Source organism: Isoptericola halotolerans, from assembly GCF_013149785.1.
GTDB classification, from domain to species: domain Bacteria; phylum Actinomycetota; class Actinomycetes; order Actinomycetales; family Cellulomonadaceae; genus Isoptericola; species Isoptericola halotolerans.
Genome location: NZ_JABEZU010000001.1, coordinates 307,274 through 329,086, shown reverse-complemented (window position 1 = coordinate 329,086; position 21,813 = coordinate 307,274). Strand labels below are relative to the sequence as shown.

The 21,813-nt window shown below is 73.3% G+C and carries 16 protein-coding genes; 5 read left to right on the top strand and 11 right to left on the bottom strand.

Annotation, left to right across the window (positions count from 1 at the left end):
• Positions 1–76: 76 nt before the first annotated feature.
• The gene (locus HDG69_RS01600; RefSeq protein ID WP_171782035.1) at positions 77–1,153 is read right to left on the bottom strand and encodes a chymotrypsin family serine protease; all 1,077 of its coding nucleotides are present in this window, start codon (positions 1,151–1,153) and stop codon (positions 77–79) included.
• Positions 1,154–1,278: 125 nt separating this feature from the next.
• On the opposite strand from HDG69_RS01600, the gene HDG69_RS01595 reads away from it, so the two are divergent.
• Positions 1,279–1,494, top strand: coding sequence for a hypothetical protein (locus tag HDG69_RS01595; RefSeq protein ID WP_171782034.1), 216 nt, complete (start codon positions 1,279–1,281; stop codon positions 1,492–1,494).
• Between the two features lie 2 nt (positions 1,495–1,496).
• Here HDG69_RS01595 and HDG69_RS01590 read toward each other — a convergent pair whose 3' ends face one another.
• Entirely contained in the window at positions 1,497–3,722 is a 2,226-nt protein-coding gene (locus HDG69_RS01590; RefSeq protein ID WP_171782033.1) for a YhgE/Pip domain-containing protein, read from the bottom strand.
• Positions 3,719–6,589, bottom strand: a complete 2,871-nt coding sequence (locus HDG69_RS01585; protein ID WP_171782032.1) for an efflux RND transporter permease subunit — start codon at positions 6,587–6,589, stop codon at positions 3,719–3,721. The genes HDG69_RS01590 and HDG69_RS01585 overlap by 4 nt, the downstream gene beginning before the upstream one ends.
• 138 nt (positions 6,590–6,727) lie before the next feature.
• Between HDG69_RS01585 and HDG69_RS01580 the strand changes: the two genes are divergently transcribed.
• A complete protein-coding gene (locus HDG69_RS01580) occupies positions 6,728–7,396 on the top strand; it encodes a TetR family transcriptional regulator (protein WP_171782031.1) in 669 nt (222 codons plus the stop codon).
• Here HDG69_RS01580 and HDG69_RS01575 read toward each other — a convergent pair.
• Genes HDG69_RS01575 through HDG69_RS01565 form a run of 3 tightly spaced genes read right to left on the bottom strand, consistent with a single transcriptional unit; the run spans position 7,389 to position 10,605 of the window.
• A complete protein-coding gene (locus HDG69_RS01575) occupies positions 7,389–8,264 on the bottom strand; it encodes a carbohydrate ABC transporter permease (protein ID WP_171782030.1) in 876 nt (291 codons plus the stop codon). The genes HDG69_RS01580 and HDG69_RS01575 overlap by 8 nt on opposite strands.
• Positions 8,261–9,217, bottom strand: a complete 957-nt coding sequence (locus tag HDG69_RS01570; protein WP_171782029.1) for a carbohydrate ABC transporter permease — start codon at positions 9,215–9,217, stop codon at positions 8,261–8,263. Before HDG69_RS01570 ends, HDG69_RS01575 begins: the two co-directional genes overlap by 4 nt.
• Positions 9,217–10,605 carry an ABC transporter substrate-binding protein gene (locus HDG69_RS01565; protein ID WP_343036204.1) on the bottom strand — a complete coding sequence of 463 codons (1,389 nt, stop codon included), beginning with the start codon at positions 10,603–10,605 and terminating at the stop codon, positions 9,217–9,219. The genes HDG69_RS01570 and HDG69_RS01565 overlap by 1 nt, the downstream gene beginning before the upstream one ends.
• A 163-nt stretch (positions 10,606–10,768) precedes the next feature.
• Between HDG69_RS01565 and HDG69_RS01560 the strand changes: the two genes are divergently transcribed.
• Entirely contained in the window at positions 10,769–11,734 is a 966-nt protein-coding gene (locus tag HDG69_RS01560) for a sugar-binding domain-containing protein (protein WP_171782027.1), read from the top strand.
• 45 nt (positions 11,735–11,779) lie between these two features.
• Here HDG69_RS01560 and HDG69_RS01555 read toward each other — a convergent pair whose 3' ends face one another.
• Positions 11,780–12,241: a VOC family protein gene (locus HDG69_RS01555; RefSeq protein ID WP_171782026.1), complete on the bottom strand. Its 462-nt coding sequence runs from the start codon at positions 12,239–12,241 to the stop codon at positions 11,780–11,782.
• 99 nt (positions 12,242–12,340) lie between these two features.
• Here HDG69_RS01555 and HDG69_RS01550 point away from each other — a divergent pair, with 99 nt between their 5' ends.
• Positions 12,341–13,321: a helix-turn-helix transcriptional regulator gene (locus HDG69_RS01550; RefSeq protein ID WP_171782025.1), complete on the top strand. Its 981-nt coding sequence runs from the start codon at positions 12,341–12,343 to the stop codon at positions 13,319–13,321.
• 1 nt (position 13,322) lies between these two features.
• Here HDG69_RS01550 and HDG69_RS01545 read toward each other — a convergent pair whose 3' ends face one another.
• Genes HDG69_RS01545 through HDG69_RS01535 form a run of 3 tightly spaced genes read right to left on the bottom strand, consistent with a single transcriptional unit; the run spans position 13,323 to position 18,425 of the window.
• Entirely contained in the window at positions 13,323–14,813 is a 1,491-nt protein-coding gene (locus tag HDG69_RS01545; protein ID WP_171782024.1) for a mannitol dehydrogenase family protein, read from the bottom strand.
• Between the two features lie 52 nt (positions 14,814–14,865).
• The gene (locus tag HDG69_RS01540) at positions 14,866–16,239 is read right to left on the bottom strand and encodes a heparan-alpha-glucosaminide N-acetyltransferase domain-containing protein (RefSeq protein ID WP_171782023.1); all 1,374 of its coding nucleotides are present in this window, start codon (positions 16,237–16,239) and stop codon (positions 14,866–14,868) included.
• A gap of 56 nt (positions 16,240–16,295) precedes the next feature.
• Positions 16,296–18,425, bottom strand: coding sequence for a prolyl oligopeptidase family serine peptidase (locus HDG69_RS01535; RefSeq protein WP_171782022.1), 2,130 nt, complete (start codon positions 18,423–18,425; stop codon positions 16,296–16,298).
• Between the two features lie 172 nt (positions 18,426–18,597).
• On the opposite strand from HDG69_RS01535, the gene HDG69_RS01530 reads away from it, so the two are divergent.
• On the top strand, positions 18,598–19,770 hold the full coding sequence (locus HDG69_RS01530; protein WP_171782021.1) for an FAD-dependent oxidoreductase: 1,173 nt from the start codon (positions 18,598–18,600) through the stop codon (positions 19,768–19,770).
• 8 nt (positions 19,771–19,778) lie between these two features.
• Here the strand turns inward: HDG69_RS01530 and HDG69_RS01525 are convergent, their stop codons facing one another.
• Complete coding sequence (locus tag HDG69_RS01525; protein ID WP_171782020.1) at positions 19,779–21,812, bottom strand: cytochrome c oxidase assembly protein; 2,034 nt, start codon at positions 21,810–21,812, stop codon at positions 19,779–19,781.
• Between the last annotated feature and the right edge of the window lies 1 nt (position 21,813).

Sequence of the window (21,813 nt, the reverse complement as noted above, 5' to 3'; positions counted from 1 at the left end):
CGTGTTCTGTCCGGCAGTCCGGACTGCCGGACAGAACACGAAGTGCCGGACAGACGGGAGCACGGCACCCGGCGGCTCACCGCAGCCGCACGCCGAACGCGTCGAGCACCACGTCGATCGGGTTGACGTAGGTCAGCCCGGTCCCACCCTCGCCACCGGTCTCCGAGCCGGCGAAGAGCAGCCCGAGCGCCACGCCGTCGGCCCGGTAGACGAGCGACCCCGAGTCCCCGCCGCGGGAGAACGGCCCCGACCCGGTCGACTCGACCTCGATCTGCCCGTCGAAGGCGAGCACCCCGAGCTCGGGCCCGTAACCGACCAGGACGTCGTCCATCTCGATGGCGGACACGCGCCCGTGGGTGTGCCCGGTGGTGCGGCCGATCTTCTCGACCTCGTCCCCCGGCACGGCGTCCGCCGTCATGGTGAGGCGTCCGACCGGGTAGTCGAGGTCGACCTGCGGGTCGTCGAGCAGCGCGATCGCCGCATCGACGCCGGCCCGCTCGCCGCGCGCCAGCGGGGCGACGGCCGCGATCGTGCCGACCCGGTCCGCCGGGTCGCTCCCGCCGTCCGCGGGCCCCGGCTGCAGCACGCCGTCACCGGGGTCGCCGTCGAGCACGTGCCGGTTGGACAGCGCGTACAGCGCGTCCGTCCCACCGGGCAGGTCGGGCCGGTCCGGAGCGCCCGGGCCGTTCGGGTCGACGACGACGAACCCGCCGAGCGTGCCCGCGGTGACGTCGACGTGCGCGATCGACACCCCGGGGCGCAGCGGTCGGACCCGGTCGGTCTCCCCCACGGCGAGCGCGGTGGCGACCGGCGGCTGACGCTCGAGGGCGTCGGCACGCACGCTCCCCCGGCGTCCCGGTCCCAGCCGCCGGATCCGTCCCGTGCGGCGCACGTCCGCCGTCGGGCCCGCCTCGGCGACCACCTTGCGCACGACGGCGCGGGCAGCGGGGACGCCGAGCCGGTAGCGGACCGCGATCTCGTACTCCCCGGCGCCGTCGGCCCGGGTGATGCCGATGGCGAGCGTCGGTGCCCGGACGGCGTCGGCGGGCTCGCCGACGGACCGCGTCCCCACGGCGCCCCCGTACCGTGCCGCCAGGTCACGGGCGTAGCCGGCGAGCTGCACCTTCGTCTCGCGTGCGTGCGTCAGGTCCATGCAGGGAGTCTGACGGACCCGTGCGGGCGGCAACGGTCCGGCACGCCGGGCGGGTCGACGCGCTCGTCCGAAAAATTTCACCCGGTCCGCGTCACGAAACGCCGTCCCGACCCTCTCAACCAGTGATGAGGAATCCGACGATCGACGATGTCCGCGCCGCGGTCGACTGGGCACTGACCCACGACCTCGCGGCGCTGCTGGCGTACCGCCAGGTCGCGCACCTCGACAAGGGCGCCCGCTGGCAGGCCGACGCCGCCCTGGTGGCGCGCTGGCACGACGCCACCGACGACCAGGGCAGCGCGCGCAGGCGCGTGGCCGAGCACCCGCGCGCGCACTGCTGAGGTCAGGCTCGCAGCAGCGCCGCGACCCGGGTCCGGCGGGCGCGGACCGCCGCGCCCAGACCCAGGCCCAGCCCCACGAGGCCCCAGAGCACCACCACGGTCACCGCGCCGGCGAGCCCGCCGACCTCGGGGACGACGGCGGCGGCGAACGCGTCGCGCGCCGCCCCGGTCGGCAGGGCGTCCGCCAGGGACACGAACACGGCGGGGACCGTCGCCACGACGCCGGTGCCGATCATCAGCACCACGACGAGCAGGCTGATCCCCCGCCCCACGTTGCCCAGCCAGGCGATGAAGCCGAGGTGGACGGCCACGAAGCTCACCGAGACGAGCGCGCCGAGGACGATCGTGCCGATCCAGCCCAGGAGTGACAGCCCTTCGACGCCGGCGAGGATCGCCCCGACCGCGGCACCGGTCCCCGCCCCGACCCCGGCGGGCAGGCTCAAGGCCCCGAGCGTCAGCCGCAGCGCGGAGCGGGTCGAGCCGAGGGCTCGCGCCGCCACCGGCGGGAAGATCGTCAGCAGCCCGAGCGCGCCGAGCCACAGGGCGACGACGGCGAACAGCGGGCCGGTCGCACCGGTCGAGAGGCCGTCCACCCCGGGGGCGCCGACCGGGTCCGACACGACGGTCGCGAGGTTCTCCCGCTGCCCGTCGGAGTAGGTCGGGATCCCGTCCGCCGCCTCCTGGAGCCCGTCGGCCAGGTCACCGCTGCCGTCGGCCAGCTGGCCGACGCCGTCCGCGAGCTCCCCGGCGCCGTCCGCCAGTCCGCCGGTGCCCGTGGCGAGCTCGGTCGCTCCCGTCCCCAGCTGACCCACGCCGTCGGCCAGGCCGGACGCACCGGTCGCGACCCCGTCGGCGCCGGTGCCGAGCTGTGCGACGCCGCCGGACAGCTCCGATGCGCCGTCGGCGAGCCCACCGACGCCGTCGGCGACCTGCCGGTTGCCCTCGGCCAGGGCGTAGAGCCCGTCGCCGAGCTCGGCGTTGCCGTCGGCGATCCCGCGCGTGCCGCTGGCGACCTGCTCGGCGCCGTCGGCGAGCTGGGACGTGCCCTCGGCGAGCGTGCCGAGCTGCTCGCGGGCCCCGACGAGCGCGTCGGAGGCCTCGGCGAGCTCCTGCGTGACGTCGACGGAGCCCAGGGTCTGCTGGACCGCGGCGAGACCCACGCAGTCCTCGCTGCCGGGGGCGACGTCGCAGCCGAGGATGATCCAGGCCGCGCCGAGCGCCTCACCGACGTCCGCCAGCGCGGTCGGCAGCTCGGCGCCGATCTCGTCGAGACCGGCCTGGAGCTCGTCCGTCGCGGGCAGCTCGTCGTCGATCACGGCGGCCTGGTCGGCGAGCTCGCGCACGCCGGCGGCCACCTCGTCGGCGCCGTCGGCCAGCTCGTAGCCGCCCGTGGCCAGGTCCGCCGCGCCGTCGGCGCTCTCCTCGATGCCTCCGGTGATCGCCCGGGAGGCTTCCTCGAGCTGCCCGGCGCCGTCGGCGAGCTGTCCCGCCCCGTCGGCGGCCTCTCGCGCTCCCCCGGCGAGCTGGGTGGCCCCGTCCGCCAGCTGCGACGCACCGGAGGAGGCCTCGGTCGCACCTCCCGCGAGCTGGGTGGCGCCGTCGGCGAGCTGTCCCGCCCCGTCGGAGAGTTCTCCGGCGCCGTCGGCCGCGTCGCCGGCCCCGTCGGCGAGCTCGCCGGCGCCACCGGCCGCCTCGCCGATCCCGTCGGAGAGCTCGTTGAAGCCGATGAGCACGTTGTCCACGTAGGTCTCGGTGAGGGTCGCACCCATCACCGAGGTCGCCGTGGTGGCGACGATCCGCGCGAGCGCGTCGTCGACCACCCGGCCACCGGGCGGCGTGGCGATGTCGATGGTCGCCTGCCGGGCGTCGGCGGCGTCCTCGGAGCCGAAGGACGTCGCGGCGGCCGAGAAGTTCTCGGGGATCGTCACGACGGCCGCGTACGTGCCGTCGGCGAGCCCGTCGGCCGCGTGCTCGGTGTCCGTGATGGTCCAGTCGTAGTTGACGTCGGAGTCCTCCGCGCCCTCCACCAGGCCGGCGGCGAGCTGGCGCCCGAGGGGCGCGGTCTGCCCGTCGACCTCGACCGGCTCGTCGTTGTTGACGATGGCGGCCGGGACGGTGTCCAGGCGGTCCATCGGGTTCCACAGCGCGGCCAGCAGGATGCCGAGCACCAGCACGGGAAGCAGGGCGACGAGGGCGATCGTCCACGGGTTCTGCCTGACGCGGTTCATGCCCGCACCTCCTCGGTGGTGGACGTCTCGGTGGTCTCGGTGACGAGTGGGGCGTCGCCCGTCAGGTCGTGCTCGGGCACCGGTGGCGGCACGTCACCGCCGTGCAGGGTCGCGTGCGCCCCCCAGCCGGCGCCGACGTCGAGCACCGGCGCGCCGGGTGGCAGCAGGTCGGTCGCGGCGACCCCGGTCGCCCCGACCAGGAGCGTCGCTCCCGCGGCGTGCGCCTCGGCCAGCGCCGTGGCGAGCGCCGCGCGGGCCGGGCGGTCGGCGACGACGTCGGTGCGGTCGACGACGACGACGCTCGCGCCCTCGCGCACGGCCGTGGTGACGGCGTCCGCGGGGTCGCCGCCCTCCGACACCCCGTCCACGACGGCGACGCGGGAGCGCACGGCGGGCGCTCTCTCGGGCAGCACGAGCCCAGCGACCTTCGCGACGCCGCCGTCGGGGTGGAGGCGCCCGGCGACCGCCAGCAGGAACGCGCTCACCGGGGCGGCGACGTCGCCGTGCACGGCGAGCGTGCCGCCGTCGGGCACGCGGACGCTGACCGGGCCGACCAGCGGCGGCTCACCCAGGCCGGGGCCGCGCGGGCCGGCGACCTCGAGGTCGCGGACGGCGACGGCGTCGGCCCGGCCGTCGGCGCGGTCACCCGGCCACGACGTGAGACGCAGCTCCTTCGCGAGGCCCTCGCCCTCGACGTCGAACGTCGGCAGGGCACGGTCGAGCCAGCGGGGCATCCACCACGCCTTGTCGCCGAGCAGCGCCAGGACGGCGGGCACGAGGACCATGCGCACGACGAAGGCATCCACGGCCACGCCGACGGCAAGGCCGAGGGCGATGGGTTTGAGCGTCATGTCCCCCTCGGGGACGAACGCCACGAAGACGCTGAACATGATGATCGCGGCGGCGGTGACGACCTTCGCCGACCCCTGGAAGCCGGTGAGGATCGCCTGGCGTGCCCGGCCGCCGTTGTGCACGTAGTCCTCGCGGATGCGCGAGACGAGGAACACCTCGTAGTCCATGGCGAGCCCGAAGAGGACGCCCATGAGGATGATCGGCATGAAGCTGATCACCGGGCCGAGCTTGGTCACGTTCATCGCGTCGGCGAACAGGCCGTTCTCGAAGACGAGCGTCACGGCGCCGAAGGCCGCACCCACGCTGAGCAGGTAGCCGAGCGTCGCCTTGACCGGCACCCAGACCGACCGGAAGACCATCGTCAGCAGCAGCAGCGACAGCCCCACCACGACGAGCCCGAAGGGCACCAGCGCGTCACCGAGCTTGTCGGAGACGTCGATGCCGACGGCGGTGAAGCCCGTGACGGCGAGGTCGACCCCGTACTCGTCGAGGAAGTGGTCGTGCAGCCCGCGGATCTCCGCGACGAGCGCCTTGGTCTCCTCGGAGTCCGGCGCACCCTCGGGCACCACCTGGATGATGCCGGTGTCCGCCGTCGGGTTGGGGGTGGCCAGCGGGACGTCGGCGACGCCGGGCAGGTCCTCGATCTCGGCGGCGAGGTCGTCCATGAGCCCGAGCGGGTCGGTGCTGGTGATGATCGAGCCCGTGACGATGAGCGGGCCGTTGAAGCCCTCCCCGAAGTTCTCGCTGACCAGGTCGTACGTCTGGCGCGCCGAGGTGTCCTCCGGCAGGTAGCCGGCGTCGGGCAGCGCCAGGCGCAGGTTCGTGGCGGGCAGGGTGAGCGCACCGAGGGCGACGACGACGAGCAGGATCGTCACGATCGGCCGCTTCGTCACCCCCCGCACCCAGCCGGCGAAGAAGCGGTTGTGGTGGGTGGGGTCGGGCACGGGGGTGCGGTCGCGCTGCGCTCGACGGGCACCACGCCGCCTCGGCGGGCGCGGGCGCAGCCGGTCACCGGCCATGGCGAGCAGGGCCGGCAGCAGGGTGAGGGAGACCAGGACGGCGATCCCGACGGCGGCCGCTGCAGCCACACCCATGACGCTCAGGAACGGGATGCCGGCGACGCCGAGCCCGACCAGCGCGATCATGACGGTCAGCCCGGCGAAGACGACGGCGGACCCGGCCGTGGCGGTCGCGCGGGCGACGGACTCGCGCACCTCGACCCCGTCACGGAGCTGCTCCTGGTGCCGCGAGACGATGAACAGCGCGTAGTCGATCCCGACGGCGAGGCCGAGCATGAGCCCGAGCATCGGCGTGGTCGAGTTGATCGGTCCGAAGACGGTGGCGGCGAGCAGCAGCAGCATGGACACGCCCACACCCAGCAGGGCGTTGACGAGCGGCAGCCCCGCGGCGACGAACGAGCCGAGGGTGAACAGCAGGACGATGAGGGCGACGACGACGCCGACCACCTCGACGATGCTCAGGTGCGGCAGCTCGTTGGCGAACAGCTGGCCCCCGAGCACGGCCTGGGAGCCGGCCGGGAGCGCCTGCGCGAGCTCGTCGGTGATGTCCGCGAGGGCGTCCTTCGTGGTGTCGTTGATCGCGAAGGCGTCGCCGTCGAGCTGGACGGAGAGGATCGCGGCGCTCTCGTCGTCGTTGACCGGGGAGGCACCCTGCTCGTCGTAGGGCGTGGCGACGGCGGCGACCTCGTCCAGGTCGGCGATCTCGTCCGCGGCGTCCTCGACCGGGCCGCGGACGGCGTCGTCGTCGACCGTGGTCCCGTCCGGTGCGACGACGATCACCTGGGCGGAGGCACCGCTGACCTCCGGGAAGGTCGCCGAGAGCTGGTCGAGCGCCTGCTGGGACTCGGTGCCGGGGATGGTGATGGAGTTGTCGAAACCCTGGAACACGAAGGCCCCGCCCGCGCCGGTGAGGACGAGCAGGCCGACCCAGGCGGCGACGACGAGACGGCGTGCGTCCACGGCCCAGCGACCGAGCGAGTACAGGACGGAGGACACAGGTGGCTCCCGGGCAGCGTGTGGCGGGTGGACGATCGAGGCAGCACTTCGATACGGCACTGTATCCGATACAGGAATGTATCCGATACAGTGCTGTCTTGACCAGCACGGTCCACCACCCGACCGAGGAGCCCTGCCGTGACGACCGCCGAGCACGCCGCCGCCGTGCGCTCCCCCCGCCGCGAGCGCACCCGGGAACGCCTGCTCGACGCGGCCCTCGACGTCTTCGCCGAGGTCGGGATGCAGGCGACGTCCATCGAGGCGGTCTGCGAGGCCGCCGGCTTCACCCGTGGAGCGTTCTACTCCAACTTCGCGTCCAAGGAAGAGCTGTTCCTCGCGCTCATGCAGCGCGACGCGGAACGCCAGCTCGGCACGCTCGAAGAGGTCGTGGAGACCATCGACGCCGACAGCCTCACCACCCCGGAGGGCTTCCGCGCGGCGCTGGGCACCGTGATGTCGGCCGTCCGGCCCGACGGCGGCGCCCGCCGGCAGTGGTGCCTGGTGGCCGCCGAGTTCGAGCTCCTGGCACTGCGCGAGCCCGACGTCGCCACGCTCTACCTGACCGAGCACCGGCGCATCCGCGCCGAGGTCGGCGCCGTGCTCGACCGCATCCTCGCGAGCCTCGGGCTCCGGCTCGTCATCGACACCCCGACCGCCGTCGACCTCCTGCTGTCCGCGGAGGACGCCGCGAGCCGGGCCGCGCTGCTGGACGACCGGTCCGGCGACCGGGCGGCGCCGCCCGACCGCCGTCTCGAGGCCCTCGTCGACCTCCTGCTGGCCCCGCCGGAGCCCCGCCCCGCTACTTGATGGCGCCCATCGACAGACCGCGCACGAGCTGCTTCTGCGCGATCCATCCCGCGAGGATCACCGGCAGCGACGCCAGGAGGGCCGCGGCGCAGAGCCGGGCGAGGAACAGCCCCTCGCTCGTCATCGTCGAGACGATGAAGATCGGCACCGTCGCCGCCTGCGACGCCGTGAGGTTGAGCGCGAAGAAGAACTCGTTCCACGCGAAGATCACACAGATGAGCGCGGTCGCGGCGATGCCCGGTGCGACCATCGGCAGCAGCACGGACCGCATGGTCCGCAGCAGGCCGGCGCCGTCCACCGACGCCGCCTCGAGGACCTCGGCGGGCACCTCCTGGAGGAACGAGCGCATCATCCACACGGCGATCGGCAGGTTCATCGCCGTGTAGAGCACCACGAGGGTCCAGATGTTGTCGAGCACCTTCAGCTGGCCCGCGATGACGTAGATCGGCACGATCACCGCCACGACCGGCAGCATCTTGGTCGAGATGAAGAAGAACAGCACGTCGCCGACCTTCTCCACCGGGCGGATCGACAGGGCGTAGGCCGCCGGGATCCCGAGGAGCAGCACCAGCACCGTCGAGAACCCGGTCGCGATGAGCGAGTTCGCCACGTAGGTGCCGGACTCGCCGATCACCGCACGGAACTGGTCGAGCGTGGGCTCGAAGAAGAAGGTGGGCGGGTTCGACGACGCCTGGCTCTCCTGCTTGAACGCCGTCATCGCCATCCAGGCGACCGGGAAGAAGAACCCGACGGCGAGGATCCAGGTGAGGGCGGTCAGGAGCGTGCCCGTGGAACGGCGGCGCGACCGCGGCGCACCACCGGGCGCGGCGGGCCGCGACGAGGTCGTGGCCGGTGCGGTGGTGGTCATGAGTGCTCCTTGACGTCGAAGCTGCGGAAGATGAGGCGCAACGCGGCCATCGCGACGAAGATCGTGGCGATCACGACGACCACGCCCATCGCGGCGGCCTGCCCGATGTCGAACCCGAGGAAGGCTCGCTGATAGATGTAGAAGGGCAGGTTGGCGCTCGCCGTGCCGGGACCGCCGGCCGTCATGAGGTAGATCTGGTCGAAGGTGTTGACGACGTAGATGATCCCGAGCAGCACGCCCAGCTCCACGTAGCGGCGCAGGTGCGGCATGGTGATCCAGGTGAACGTGCGCCACGGCCCGGCGCCGTCGACCGACGCCGCCTCCAGGACGTCCTTGGGCTGCGCCTGCAGGCCGGCGAGGACGAGCAGCATCATGAACGGCGTCCACTGCCACACGAGCGCCATGAGGATCGCGACGATCGGGTAGGTGGACGTCCAGTCCACGGGATCGATACCCACCAGGCCTAGCGTCCAGTTGAACAGGCCGTAGGTCGGGTTGAGCATCGCCATGGACCAGAGCACCGAGCTGGCGACGGGCATGATGAGGAACGGTGTGATGAGCAGCGTGCGGGCCACGCCCCGACCAGGGAACGGCCGGTCGAGCAGCAGCGCGAGCACGATGCCCAGGACCATCGCGACCAGCACGCACCCGAGGGTGATGACGACCGAGTTCAGTGCGGCACCGCGGAACGTCGAGTCCCGGACGATGTCCCCGTAGTTGGCGAAGCCGACGAACAGGTCGGAGTCGGGTCGCAGCAGGTTGCGCGAGTGCAGCGAGTACCAGATCGTCACCAGGAACGGGATCTGCGTGACGACGATGGTGAAGAGGAGCGCCGGCAGCAGCGGGCCCCGGCGGCGCCAGCGCTCCGCGCGCGGCAGCTCGTGCTTGTCCCGTGCGGCCCGCAGCTGCTGCGCGCGACGCGCGCTCGCTGCCTGGGTGGTGAGCGTGGTCATCAGGAACCTCCGGTGGTGGACGCGGCGTCGGCCTCGGCCCGGTAGGTCGCGGCGACGGTCTCGGCGAAGGCCTGCGCCTGCTCGAGCGCCTCGTCGACGGTCTGCTGCCCGGCGATCGCCGCCGACATCTGCTGGCCGACCCGGGTGCCAAGATCCTGGAACTCCGGGATGCCCACGAACTGGATCCCGGGGTACGGCACCGGCTCGGTCATGGTGTTGTCCTGGGTCGCCTCGCCCATCGACGTCAGCGTCGCCTCGGCGTAGGCCTGCGAGACCTCGGCGTACTCGGGGATCTCGTAGGTGGACAGCCTGCTTCCCGGGGGGACCCGCTCCCAGGCCAGCTCCTCGCCGACGAGCTCGATGTAGTCCTGGTCGGTCATCCAGGAGACGAAGTCCCAGGCGGCGTCCTTCGACTCGCTCGTCGAGGGGATCGCCAGCGACCAGGAGTAGAGCCAGCCGGCGGCCTGGGTCTCGCTGACCGGTGCGGGGGCGTAACCGACGTCGCCGGCGACGTTCGAGGACGCCGGGTCCTCGACGCTGGAGACCATGGAGGTCGCGTCGTACCACATCCCCGCGTTGCCCTGGGCGAACCGGGTGAGGCAGTCCCCGAACCCGGAGGTGGCCGCCCCGGGCTGGCCGTACTGCTGCACCGTCTCCACATAGGTGGTCACGGCCTCGCGCACCTCCGGGCTGTCGAGGCGCGCGTTCCACCCGTCGTCGAACCACCGCCCGCCGAAGGTGTTGATGACCGTCCCCATCGGGGCCATGACCTCGCCCCAGCCGGCCAGGCCGCGCAGGCACACCCCCGAGAAGTCCTGCTGGGGGTCGTGCAGCTCGGCGGCCAGCTCACGGACGTCGTCCCAGGTGGGACGCTCGGGCATCTCCAGACCTCGTTCGTCGAAGAGGTCCTGACGGTAGGCGAGGAAGGACGACTCCCCGTAGAAGGGCACCGAGTACAGGTCACCGTCGACCGACAGCGCCTCGCGGACGCTCGGGATGAAGTCGTCGGGCGCGTAGCCCTCGGTGGCGTCGGCGTACGGCTGGAGGTTCTCGATCCACCCGTTCTCCGCCCACATGGGGGTCTCGTAGTTGGAGATCATGACGACGTCGAACTCGCCGCCGCCGGTGGCCACGGAGGCGGTGATCTTCGCCCGGGCCTCGTTCTCCGGCAGGCTGACGAAGCGGACGTCGACGCCGGGGTGCTCGGCGCGGAAGTGCTCCTGCAACGAGATCGCGTCCTGCATCTGGGGGTTCGAGACGATGGCGACGACGATCTGCTCCCCGTCCCCGCTCACCGCACCGGCACCGGCGCAGCCCGCGAGGGCGAGGGCGGCGGCCGCGGCCCCGGCGACGAGCCGTGGAGCGGGACGTCGGGATCGGCGTCGCACGCCGGATGGATGGAACATCGTTGTCCTCACGTCGTTCTCTCGCTCATCTGAGAGCGCTTGTGCTGCTCATCTGAAGCGACCATAGTTCGATATGCTCACGTGAGCAAGGCCATCCGCTCAAACTCCCGCGCCACGCCGTCGTCGCGGGAAGAGACGAGGACCCGTGACCGACCCTGAGCACACCCGCCTCCTGGTGGACGTGAGCACGGACTACTACCTCGACGGCCGGTCCAAGGTCGAGATCGCCAAGCACCGGGGGATCTCCCGGTTCCAGGTCGCCCGCCTGCTGGCGGAGGCCCGTGAGAGCGGGGTGGTGAAGATCGAGATCGCCGCACCGGCCCACCTCGACACCGGCCGCGCTCGCGTGCTCGCGGAGCGGCTGGGAGCCCGCGAGGTCGTGATCGTCCCCGGCGGCTCGGACCGCGACTCGACCCGCGACCTGCTCGCCCGCGAGCTCGCCCGGGTCATCGCCGCCCGGGCCCGGGCCGACACCACCGTCGGCGTCTCCTGGTCGCGCACCATCGAGGCAGCCGTCCGCAGCCTCGGGACGCTGCCCCCGTGCGACGTCGTCCAGCTCGTCGGCGCGCTGCCCGTGCACGGCAGCGGCAACTCCCTCGAGCTCATCCAGCGCTTCTCCCGCATGGACGGCGTGCGCACCTGGCCCGTGTGGTCGCCGCTGCTCGTCGGTGACCCGGCGACCGCGGCGGGGATGCGGCAGCAGCCCGAGATCGCCGCCGCCCTCGACCGCGCGGACTCCCTCGACCTCGCCGTCGTGTCGATCGGCGCCTGGAACGCCACCGGCTCGACCGTCTACCCCCAGGTCACCGAACCCGAGCGTCGCGCCGCGACCGAGAACGGCGCGGTCGCCGAGTGCTCCGGGCGGCTCTTCGACGCCCGGGGGCGCGCCGTGGTCACCCCCCTGGACGCCCGCGTCGTCGGGGTCACGCTCGACCAGCTCGTCCGTACCCCGGAAGTGATCGCCATCGGTTACGGGGCCGAGGCCGCCGCCGGGCTGCGCGCCGCCGTCCTCGGCGGGATCGCCACGGTGCTCGTCATGGACGACGCCGCCGCGGTCGAGCTCGAGCACCTGCTGGCCGCCCCGCCCGGAGACGTCGTCACCGATCCCTGACACCTCCACCGCGCCCGGCAGCAGGCCTCCACCTCGCGCGGGACGTCACGCCTCGGCGGCGGTGACGCCGAAGCTCCAGGTGACACCGAAACGGTCGGTGAGCATGCCGAACCCGGCGCTCCATGCCGAGGCGGCCAGCGGCTCGACGACGACGGCGTCGACCGCCAGCGCGTCCCAGTAGCCCTGGAGCTCGTCGAGGGTCTCGGAGCCGACCGAGACGAACAGCGCCTGGTCGGTCACCGTGGAGCCGTTCTCACGGCGGGTCGAGCCACCACCGACGATCGAGCCCTCGGCCCGGCCGGGGACGTCGTAGCCCATCACCCGGAAGCCGTTCTCCGCGGCGACGAGGCCGAAGACGACCCGGTCCGCGCCGGGAAGCTCGGCCGGCATGCCGACGTCGGCGTAGGTGTTGATGACGAGGTGCCCACCGAACACGGATCGGTAGAGCTCCAGCGCCTGGCGCGCGTCGCCACGGAAGTTGAGGTGGGTGGTCGTCTGGATGGTCATCTCTGCTCCTTGGTGAGGTCGGCCCGACTGGGCCCGTGCCTCCACCCTCACACCTGTCCAGGTCAGCTTCTGTCCTGGACCGGATCTACTGTGGAGGACATGACGACGACATCGCGGCTGCTCACGCTGCTGTCGCTGCTGCAGACCCGCCGGGACTGGCCCGGGCCGCTCCTGGCATCCCGGCTGGACGTCAGCGACCGCACGGTCCGCCGGGACGTCGACCGCCTGCGAGAGATGGGCTACAGCATCCGGGCCACCATGGGCCCGGACGGCGGATACCGCCTCGACGTCGGCAGCGAGCTGCCACCGCTCCTCTTCGACGACGACCAGACCGTCGCCGTGGCCGTCGCCCTGCAGGTGGCACCGGCCCTCGGCGCGGACGTCGAGGAGGCCGCGGCCCGCGCCCTCGGCACCATCCGTCAGGTCATGCCCGCACGGCTCCGGCACCGCCTGGACGCGCTCGAGGTCACCGCCGTCCGTCGGGCCGGCGACCCGGCGCCCCCCACCGTCCCGCTCGACGTCCTCGTCACGCTCGCGAGCACGATCCGCGACCGAGCGACCCTCCGCTTCGACTACGCGGCCCGCCACGCCGCCGTCGGCGACGACCCGCAGGCGCTCGCGCCGCGCCGGGCCGAACCGCACCACCTGGTGACCTCTCACGGCCGGTGGTACCTGGTCGGGTGGGATCTCGACCACGACGACTGGCGTCTCTACAGCGTCGACCGCCTGCGTCCGCGCCTCCCCCACGGCCCGCGCTTCGCCCCGCGCACGGTGCCCGGTGGCGACGTCGACGCCTTCGTCTCCGCCCGCTTCAAGGGGTCCGACGTCGACGCGTGGCCGTGCCGCGGCACCGTCGTCCTCCACCTGCCCGCGCGCGACGTGCTCCCCTTCGCCGGCGACGGGACGGTCACCGCCGTCGACGAGCACACCTGCCGCCTCGAAGCGGGCGCCTGGTCGTGGGGAGCGCTCGCCGCCTCGTTCGGGAGGTTCGACGTACCGATGGAGGCCGTCGGCCCTCCCGAGCTCGTCTCCGCCTTCGCCACGCTCGCCGAGCGGTACGCGAGCCCAGGGGGTCCCTGACTCAGCCCACCAGACGCTCGACCGTCGCCCGGGCACCGACCTGGTGCAGCGACTCCAGCGCCGCGAGGTAGGCGGCCGTGAACCGCTGGTCGTCGACGAGGTCGCCGAACAGCTCCCGGTCGCGCAGGAACGCGAGCGGGTCCTCGCCCTGCCGGGCGGCGGCAGCTCGCAGCCGGTCGGCCAGCCGGTCGACGATCTCGATCGGCTCTCCCTGCTCGTCGACGCCCTCGTCGTAACGCGCCCACGCGGCGACGACGGCGGCCGCCCGGTGGACCTCTCCGCCGTCGGCCAGGTTCTCGCGCACCACGGGCAGCAGCCACTTCGGGATCCGGTCGGACGACTCGGCGCACAGCCGCGCGAGGGTGTCCCGCACGGCGGGGTTCGCGAACCGTTCGATGAGCGTGCGCCGGTAGTCGTCGAGATCGATCCCGGGGACGGCCTGCAGCGTGGGTGTCGCCTCGCGCTCCATGTAGTCGAGCAGGAACCGCACGAACGTCTCGTCGGCGCAGACCTCGTGGGCGTACCGGTAGCCGGTGAGGTAGCCGAGGTAGCACAGCGACTGATGGCTCGCGTTGAGCAGCCGCAGCTTCATGAGCTCGTAGGGCTCGACGTCGTCGACCATCTGGACGCCGACGTCCTGCCAGGGCGGGCGCCCGTCGGCGAACCGGTCCTCGAGCACCCACTGGGTGAAGGGTTCGGCGACCACGGGCCAGGCGTCGGCGACCCCGAAGCGCTCGGCGACCATGGCCCGGTCCTCGTCCGTGGTGACCGGCGTGATCCGGTCGACCATCGAGCTCGGGAACGGCACGTTCTGCTCGATCCATGCACCCAGCTCCGGGTCCTTGAGCCGCGCGAACGCGCCGAACATGCGGTGCGCGACCTCGCCGTTGCCCTGGATGTTGTCGCAGCTCATCACCGTGAACGGCGCGACCCCCCGGTCCCGACGGCGGCGCAGCGCCTCGGTCACGAGGCCGAAGGAGGTGGCCGGCACCGCGCCGGGCGCCAGGTCCGCCTGCACCGCCGGGTCGGTCTCGTCGAACTCACCGGTCACCGGGTGCACGTTGTACCCGCCCTCGGTGACGGTCAGCGAGACGATGCGGATCTCGGGCGAGGCCATCTTCTCGATCACCGCCTCCGGGTCGTCCGGCGCAAGGAGGAAGTCGACGATCGACCCGACCACCCTGCCCTCGAGGGTCCCGTCGGGATGCTTCAGCACCAGGGTGTACAGACCGTCCTGGGTCATCAGCGCGTCGCGCATGCGCGCGTCCTGCGGCAGCACGCCGACACCGCAGACGGCCCAGTCGAGCGCCTTGCCCTGCTCCATCAGACGGTCGAGGTACATCGCCTGGTGTGCGCGGTGGAACCCGCCCACCCCGAGGTGGACGATGCCGGCCCGCAGGGCCGACCGGTCGTACGACGGCAGGGCGAGCGGCTCCGTCCCGCGGTCGGCGCCCCGCAGGTCGTCCACGGTCTCGTCGGTGAGTGCGGTCATGGTGCGTCCTTGCTCCGTCGGGTCCTGGGAAGACCAACGTAACAGATGAGCGTCAGTCGTCGCGCATATGAGCACTCGGTGCAGGCGGCGCAGCAGCACGGCGCGAGACGCTGGACACCAGACGCTCCAACGGCCCCTGACCGAACCAGCGCCGCCACACCACGGCGAGAACCAGCGCCCCGAGGACCAGCAGCCCGAAGAACACCGCCGGGCGCTCGTACACCCACGCGCCACCGAGGCTCAGCGCCACGATGTGCGCGGTGTACAACGTCAGGGCGAGCGTGCCCGCGGCCGCGACCGGGGACAGCACCCGACGGACCGGCCGCGGCGCCAGCAGGCACAGGCCGATCACCAGCAGCGCGACACCCCCGGACCCGGCCACCTCGAACGGCGTGCCCGAGTGCGGCGCAGCGCCCACCAGCATCGCCAGACCTCTGACGAGAGCGGGCTCGCCCTCCCCCTCGGACCACTCGTCCTCCGACCACTCGTCGTCGGCCCCTTCCGACCACGACGACGGCTCGCAGTACACGTACCCGCCGCCCTCCGGGTAGCAGATGCTGTCGGACAGGTCCACGGTGTCCCCCGGCACCCCCTCCGCGACCGCGTCCACGGAGCTCGACCCGGACCACGAGTCCGAGCCCGACGACCACGAGTCCGAGCCCGAGTACCCCTGGTCGCCGTCGAGCCCGGTCGCCTGCGCCGAGACCGCCCCTCCTGCATAGCCGACGACCGCGAGGAGCAGGCCCGCCACGACGACCCGCACCCGGACCAGACGGCTCGTCAGGTCCAGGCGACCGACCCCCAGGCCCAGCAGCACGAAGGCGATCCAGACGAGACCCGGATAGGTCCCGGTGAGCACGATCTCCAGGAAGCCGGTCGGATAGACGCCCTGCGACTCGACGAGCAGCACCACCAGCGACCGCGCCAGAGGGCCGACGACCGCGAGCACCCCCGCGAGGACGAGCAGCCGTCGAGCAGACCACCGCAAGAACGGCAGCGCGACCACCAGCAGCACGGCGTACACCTCGAGGATGACCGCGACCGTGCCGAACAGCGCGAGGAACGCGCCGAGCGCGTAGAGCAGCGCGGCGCGCACGAGCACCCGGGTGCGCGCGTCGCGCAACGCCGCTCCGCCCACCGCGCGGCGACCCCCGGACATCAGCGCGAGCGAGACGCCCGCCAACGTGGCGAAGAGGATCGAGGACCGCCCGTGCACCACCCCCGCCCACGTCGAGGGCTGCCACCCCAGCTCCACCGTGACCAGCGTGTGCGCCCCGAACATCCCGATGATCGCCAGGCCCCGGGCGAGGTCGATGCCGACCAGCCGAGGCCGACCGCTGCGCCCCGCCGACCGGTCCTCGTCCCCCACCTCGACCGGTTCCACCAGACCGACCGGCTCCACCGGCGGCTCTGCGATTCTCGTCATGCGCTGAAGCTAGCCCGCACGCGAGGTGCCACCATCCACCCCAGGGTGGATCCTGGTCAGCCGAGCGTGGTCGGCAGCACCCGGTCCCCCTCGCCCTCCGGCACGTCGAGGACGTGCTCGGCCAGGAACGCCAGCACACCGGCGTACCAGACCTTGGCGTGCTGCGGGGAGAGCACCCAGTGGTTCTCCGTCGGGAAATAGAGGAGCCGGTGCACCGTCGAGCCGTCGTCGGCCGCGGGCAGCCCCGAGTCGGCGAGCAGCTCGCGCCACAGCCGCAGCCCCTCCCCGATCGGCACCCGGTAGTCCTTGTCCCCGTGGATCACGAGCATCGGCGTGCGGATCTGCCCGACGTACCGGTGCGGGCTGTGCTCGCGGGCCATCTCCGGCGTCATCTCGCGCGCCCAGTAGTACGCGTGGTCCGTCGTCGGGCCGAACTGGTCCAGGGCCCACAACGAGGCGTGCGTGACGACCGCGCGGAACCGGTCGGTGTGACCGGCCACCCAGTTGGCCATGTAGCCGCCGAACGACCCTCCCATCGCGGCCGTGCGCGTCTCGTCGACGTCGTCGCGCGACTCGGCGGCGTCGGTGATCGCCAGCAGGTCGGTGAAGGGCTTGTCGCCCCACGCACCCCAGCCACGCCGCACGAACTCCTGGCCGTACCCGGTGGACAGCGCCGGGTCGGGCAGGAGCACCGCGTACCCGCGGGCCACCATGATCCACGGGTTCCAGCGCCATGACCACGCGTTCCAGGAGCCCAGCGGGCCGCCGTGGATCCACAGCAGCAAGGGAGCGGGGTCCGACGCCGACGCCCCGGCCGGCAGGGCCAGCCACGCCCGCACCCGCGCACCGTCGGGCGCCGTCGTCTCCACCTCGGTCAGCACACCCGGCAGCTCGGGGGCCACCACCGGCGACGGGAGCACGACGGCGGGCACCGGCTCACGCTCCCCCGCGGGGCCCGACGCGACGAACGCGGCGAGATCGACCCGGACCGGTTCCGACGGCGCCGCGTAGGAGGTGCGCAGCGCGTAGGCCGCGGAGCCGTCGGGGGCGACGCAGACGTCCGTGAACGTCGCGGCGTCGGCCGTCACCTGCTCCACGGTGACCGGGCCCGTGCCGGGCCCTGCGTCGAAGGTGAGCAGGAAGACCGGGCCGCGACCGTCGTCGTCCGCGGTGATCAGGAGGCCCGAGGAGCCGGGCAGCCACGTCAGCGAGGTGGGCCAACGGTCCCAGTCGTCCGCCAGCACCTCGGGCTCGCCGGTGCCGTCGAGCGCCACGACGGCCGCCCGCACCACCGGCGGATCGGTCGGCGACGTGACCGTCTCCGTGACGTAGGCGACCCACCGGCCGTCCGGCGAGACGACGGGCGAGGCGACCTCCGCGTCCGGGTCGTCGACGAGCGTGCGCCGCTCCCCCGTCCTCGTGTCGATCGCGACCAGCGTCCCTCGCCGTGCCGCACCGGGGTCGTCCACGGTCCAGACCGTGACGAGCGTCGCGCCGTCCGGGGACAGCGCGGCACCGGCCTCGTCGAGCTGGCGACCCGCCCCGGTGAGCTGACGGAGCTCGGCGTGCCCACCCTCGGCCGCAGCGACGGAGGTCGCGAAGCGACGGTCGGCGTCGGGCCCCAGGTCGTGGTCCCAGTGCCGCACGGGGTACCCCGTGTGCCAGATCGCGTCGACCGAGAGGTCCTTGCGCGCCGTGCGCAGCTCGCCGTCCTCGGCCAGGTCCGCCGCCGAGGGCAGCACCGGCGCGGTCACCGACACGACGTCGGCGTCGCTCGCCGTCAGCAGGCCACCGATCCCGCCGGGCGCCGTCGCGACCACGCGCGCCTCACCGCCGGACGGCAGGCACCACAGGGCGGCGCGAGCATCGTCGTCAGGCTTGCCCTCGGGGTCCGGCCGGGCCGAGGTGAACAGCAGGTCGCCACCCGCGGAGAACGCGGGCGACGACTCGCCCTTGGCGCTGCGGGTCAGGCGCCGTGCCGGCTGCTCCCCGGTGGGATCGACCTCCCACAGCGCCGAGACGTAGCCCGTGCGCTCCGGGCCGAGGGACTGGGCGGCCGTCACGAGACGGGTGCCGTCACCGCTGAGGACCAGCCCGCTCAGGCGGCCGACCTCGAGAAAGGCGTCGAGGTCGTGGAACGGGGTGGGCGGTCGGGTGGAGGTGTCTGCCGTGGTGTCCTGGGTCACCTACCCGGGTCTATCACAAGCCGCCGCCACCACCTCACGGAAATCCTCGCGACGGGGCACCGCGACGCTCGGGGAACGCCCGGCGGAACCGCAGGTGAACACTGGTCGAACACCTTGTCCACAGGCCGCTGCTGCCTTGAACGCAGGCCCTGTGCTCAGGCAGATTCTGGACGTGAACCCCGACAGCGCCCTGCCTCCGCTCCCCACCAAGGTCGACCTCGCGGTCGTCGGCGCCGGTGCGGTCGGTCTGGCGCACGCCGTCGAGGCGCACGCCCGCGGCCTCTCGGTGCTCGTGGTCGACGCCGCCCAGCGACCGGTGGGCAACACCGCCCGTCGCGGAGGCCACCTGGCGATCACCACCCAGGACTCGACCGCGCTCGCCTGTGCCCTGGCCTCCCGTGAGCGATGGCTCAAGGCCGGCCGGGAAGCCGGCTTCGGCGTGCGGGAGTGCGGCGCCGTCGTCGTCGCCCGGCACCGCGACGAGCTCGCCGTCCTCGACGACCTCGTCGCGGCGCGCGCCGGGGACGCCACCCTCCTGACCGGGCCGCAGGTCGCGGACCGTACGCCCGTCCAGGACTCCGCCGGCGGGGCGTTCCTCCCGCTGGACCTGCGTATCGAACCCGCCTCCGCGCTCGGGATCATCGCCGACTGGCTCTCAGGACGCCCGCAGGTGCACGTCGCCTGGTCCACCGCTGCCCAGACCTTCGACGCCGGCAGCGGCTGCACCCTGGTGCGCACCTCACGGGGGGAGGTCGTCGCCAAGCGCGTGGTGGTCGCGGTGGGGCACGACGTCGGCCAGCTCTTCGGGGAGCTCGGTGACGGCCTGCTGCCGGTCCGGCGCCAGATGCTGCGGATCGCCTCACCGCTGCCCGACGGCGTCCCCGCCGCCGAACGGCTGGCGGCCGGTCCCGTGCTGGTCGGTGCCAGCACACTCCTGCGGGACAGCGCCTACCTGCACAGCCGCGCACTGGGCGAGGTCCGCGAGCGCCTGCGTGCCCGGCACCCCGACCTGCTCGCCGCCGAGGTGCACCTGACGCTGACCGCCCAGCCCGACGGGTCCGTCGTCGTCGGCGACGGACGTGCCCCCGCCGACGTCACGGGTCGGTCGGAGGACGTGGACGAGCTGCTGCTGCGCGAGACGGCGGCCCTGCTGGGGAGCGACCGGCCCGTCGTGCGCAGCCGCTGGTCGGTGACCGAGGTCGTCCGTGCCCCCGGCCCCGGCTCCGGCGACCCCTTCGTGGTGACGGAGCCGCTGCCCGGGGTCCGCGCCGTCACGATCGCGGACGGCCTGGCGACGACGACGGCGCTCGGCCTGGCTCCCCGGGTCGTCGACTCGTTGTTCTGAGGCTCGCGTCAGCGGCCGACAGGTCCGTCGCGCTCCGACATCCTGGCCAGCATGTCGTTGTACGCGGTCAGCTCCGCGTCACCGTCGCGGTCCGCCTGACGGTCCTTCCTGCGCGCCTCCCGCTCGTCGGACCGGGTCCACTGGACGGCGACGATGATCGCCAGCGCCAGGGTGGGCAGCTCGCCGATCCCCCAGGCGATGCCGCCGCCGCGCTGCTGGTCCTCGATCGCGCTCAGGCCCCAGTCGCGCCCCATGTTCCCGTACCAGTCCGCCACGAGCAGCGACGTGCCGGTGGTGAGCACCACCCCGAAGAACGCGTGGAACACCATCGTGGCGAACAGCAGGACCAGCCGCATCGGGAAGCTCGGGCGCTGCGGACCGGGGTCGATGCCGACCAGCGCGTTCGCGAACAGGTAGCCCACGAGCGTGAAGTGCACGATCATCCACAGGTGCCCCACGTGGTTCGTCAGGGCGAACTCGAACACCGGCGTGAAGTAGAAGACCGTCATGCCGCCCGCGAACAGCACGGCGGCCACCACCGGTCGGGCGAGGAACTCCCCCCACCGCGAGTGCACCAGCGCGAGCACCCACTCGCGCGGGCCCCGCGAGCCGTCCTTGCGCGTCGGGACCGCGCGCAGCAACAGCGTGACGGGGGCGGCGAGCACGAGCAGCAGCGGCACCAGCATCGCCAGGGTCATGTGCTGGACCATGTGCCCGCTGAAGGTCACGTGACCGTAGACCGTCGGCGCACCGTTGGTGGTCCAGACCATCACCAGCATGCCGGCGCACCACGACGCCGTCCGGGCCAGGGGCCACCGGTCGCCTCGACGCCGGAGCCGCAGCACCCAGCGCAGGTACACCACGACTCCGGCGACGCAGGCGAAGGCGAGGATCGGTTCGAGCGCCCACTCGGTGAACCAGCGCGCCGCCGTCGGCTCCGGGGGCAGCGGGTAGCCCGTGAGCTGGTAGGCGGGCGAGGCGTCCACCGGGACCTCGTCCGGCACGGGGGGTGCGGTGGAGCCGAGGGCCACCGCCACACCGGACACAGCGCCGATGACGAGCAGCTCGACGGCGAGGAACCGCCAGAACAGGCGACGGTGGGTCCCGGCGTGGTCCGGGCCCGCCGCCAGTCGGCCGACGACCAGGCGTCGGTGCGCCAGCCCGAGCACCCCGAGCACCACCGTGAGCGCCGCCTTGGCGAGCAGCAGCACCCCGTACCGGGTGGCCAGGTCGTCGAGGCCCTCCATCCGGATCCAGGAGTTGACGATCCCGGAGACCGCCACCGCGACGAGGCACCAGGCCGCGACCGGCGAGTACCGTGTCACGGCGACGGCGGTGACGTCGTCCCGGCGCAGGAGGATCAGCACGACCAGCGCCGCGAGTCCCCCGACCCACAGGGCCGCACCCATCAGGTGCAGCCACATCGCACCGATCGCCAGGTAGTGGTCGGCGGCGCCGGCGGCGTGCCCGGTCGTGGACTGCATGCTCAGGGCCGCGACGGGCAGCAGTGCCGTCCACAGCGCGCCCACCGGTCCGCGGACGGCCAGCGCGACCCCGGAGGTCAGCGCGGCCAGGGCCACGATGCCGGCCATGATCCGGCCGAGCTCGACGTCGGCGACGAACTGGGCCAGCCCGGCCCCGAAGTTGCCCGCCGTGGGCGAGAGCGCCGAGACGACCGCGTACTGCAGCACGAGCTCGACCACCGCGGCGACGGCCCACACCGCGGCGGCCCAGCCCGCGACGGCGAGCAGACGTGCCTGCGCCCGGCCGGGCGGCACCAGGCAGGCGGCGGCGAACAGCGCACCGAGCGTCACCGACACCCCGAGCTCCGCCACGACCGTCGCCAGCGGCGTCCCCCAGCGCGCGACGGCGCCCGGGTCGGAGAACGTCCCCAGCGCCTCGAAGGCGCCCGAGTACGTCCCGGCGGCGAGCAACGCCAGGATCGCGGCGACGACGGCGCCCGGCCCGGCGGCGACGACCCACCAGGGGCGCGGTGGCTCCGTGGCGCGGCTCGCGGGAGCGGAAGGGGCGGTGGACGTCACC

Bases quoted from the DNA above. Each gene is read 5' to 3' on its own strand.
- HDG69_RS01600 (WP_171782035.1), bottom strand. From the start codon at position 1,153: ATGGACCTGACGCACGCACGCGAGACGAAGGTGCAGCTCGCCGGCTAC.
- HDG69_RS01595 (WP_171782034.1), top strand. From the start codon at position 1,279: ATGAGGAATCCGACGATCGACGATGTCCGCGCCGCGGTCGACTGGGCA.
- HDG69_RS01590 (WP_171782033.1), bottom strand. From the start codon at position 3,722: ATGAACCGCGTCAGGCAGAACCCGTGGACGATCGCCCTCGTCGCCCTG.
- HDG69_RS01575 (WP_171782030.1), bottom strand. From the start codon at position 8,264: ATGACCACCACCGCACCGGCCACGACCTCGTCGCGGCCCGCCGCGCCC.
- HDG69_RS01570 (WP_171782029.1), bottom strand. From the start codon at position 9,217: ATGACCACGCTCACCACCCAGGCAGCGAGCGCGCGTCGCGCGCAGCAG.
- HDG69_RS01555 (WP_171782026.1), bottom strand. From the start codon at position 12,241: ATGACCATCCAGACGACCACCCACCTCAACTTCCGTGGCGACGCGCGC.
- HDG69_RS01550 (WP_171782025.1), top strand. From the start codon at position 12,341: ATGACGACGACATCGCGGCTGCTCACGCTGCTGTCGCTGCTGCAGACC.
- HDG69_RS01545 (WP_171782024.1), bottom strand. From the start codon at position 14,813: ATGACCGCACTCACCGACGAGACCGTGGACGACCTGCGGGGCGCCGAC.
- HDG69_RS01540 (WP_171782023.1), bottom strand. From the start codon at position 16,239: ATGACGAGAATCGCAGAGCCGCCGGTGGAGCCGGTCGGTCTGGTGGAA.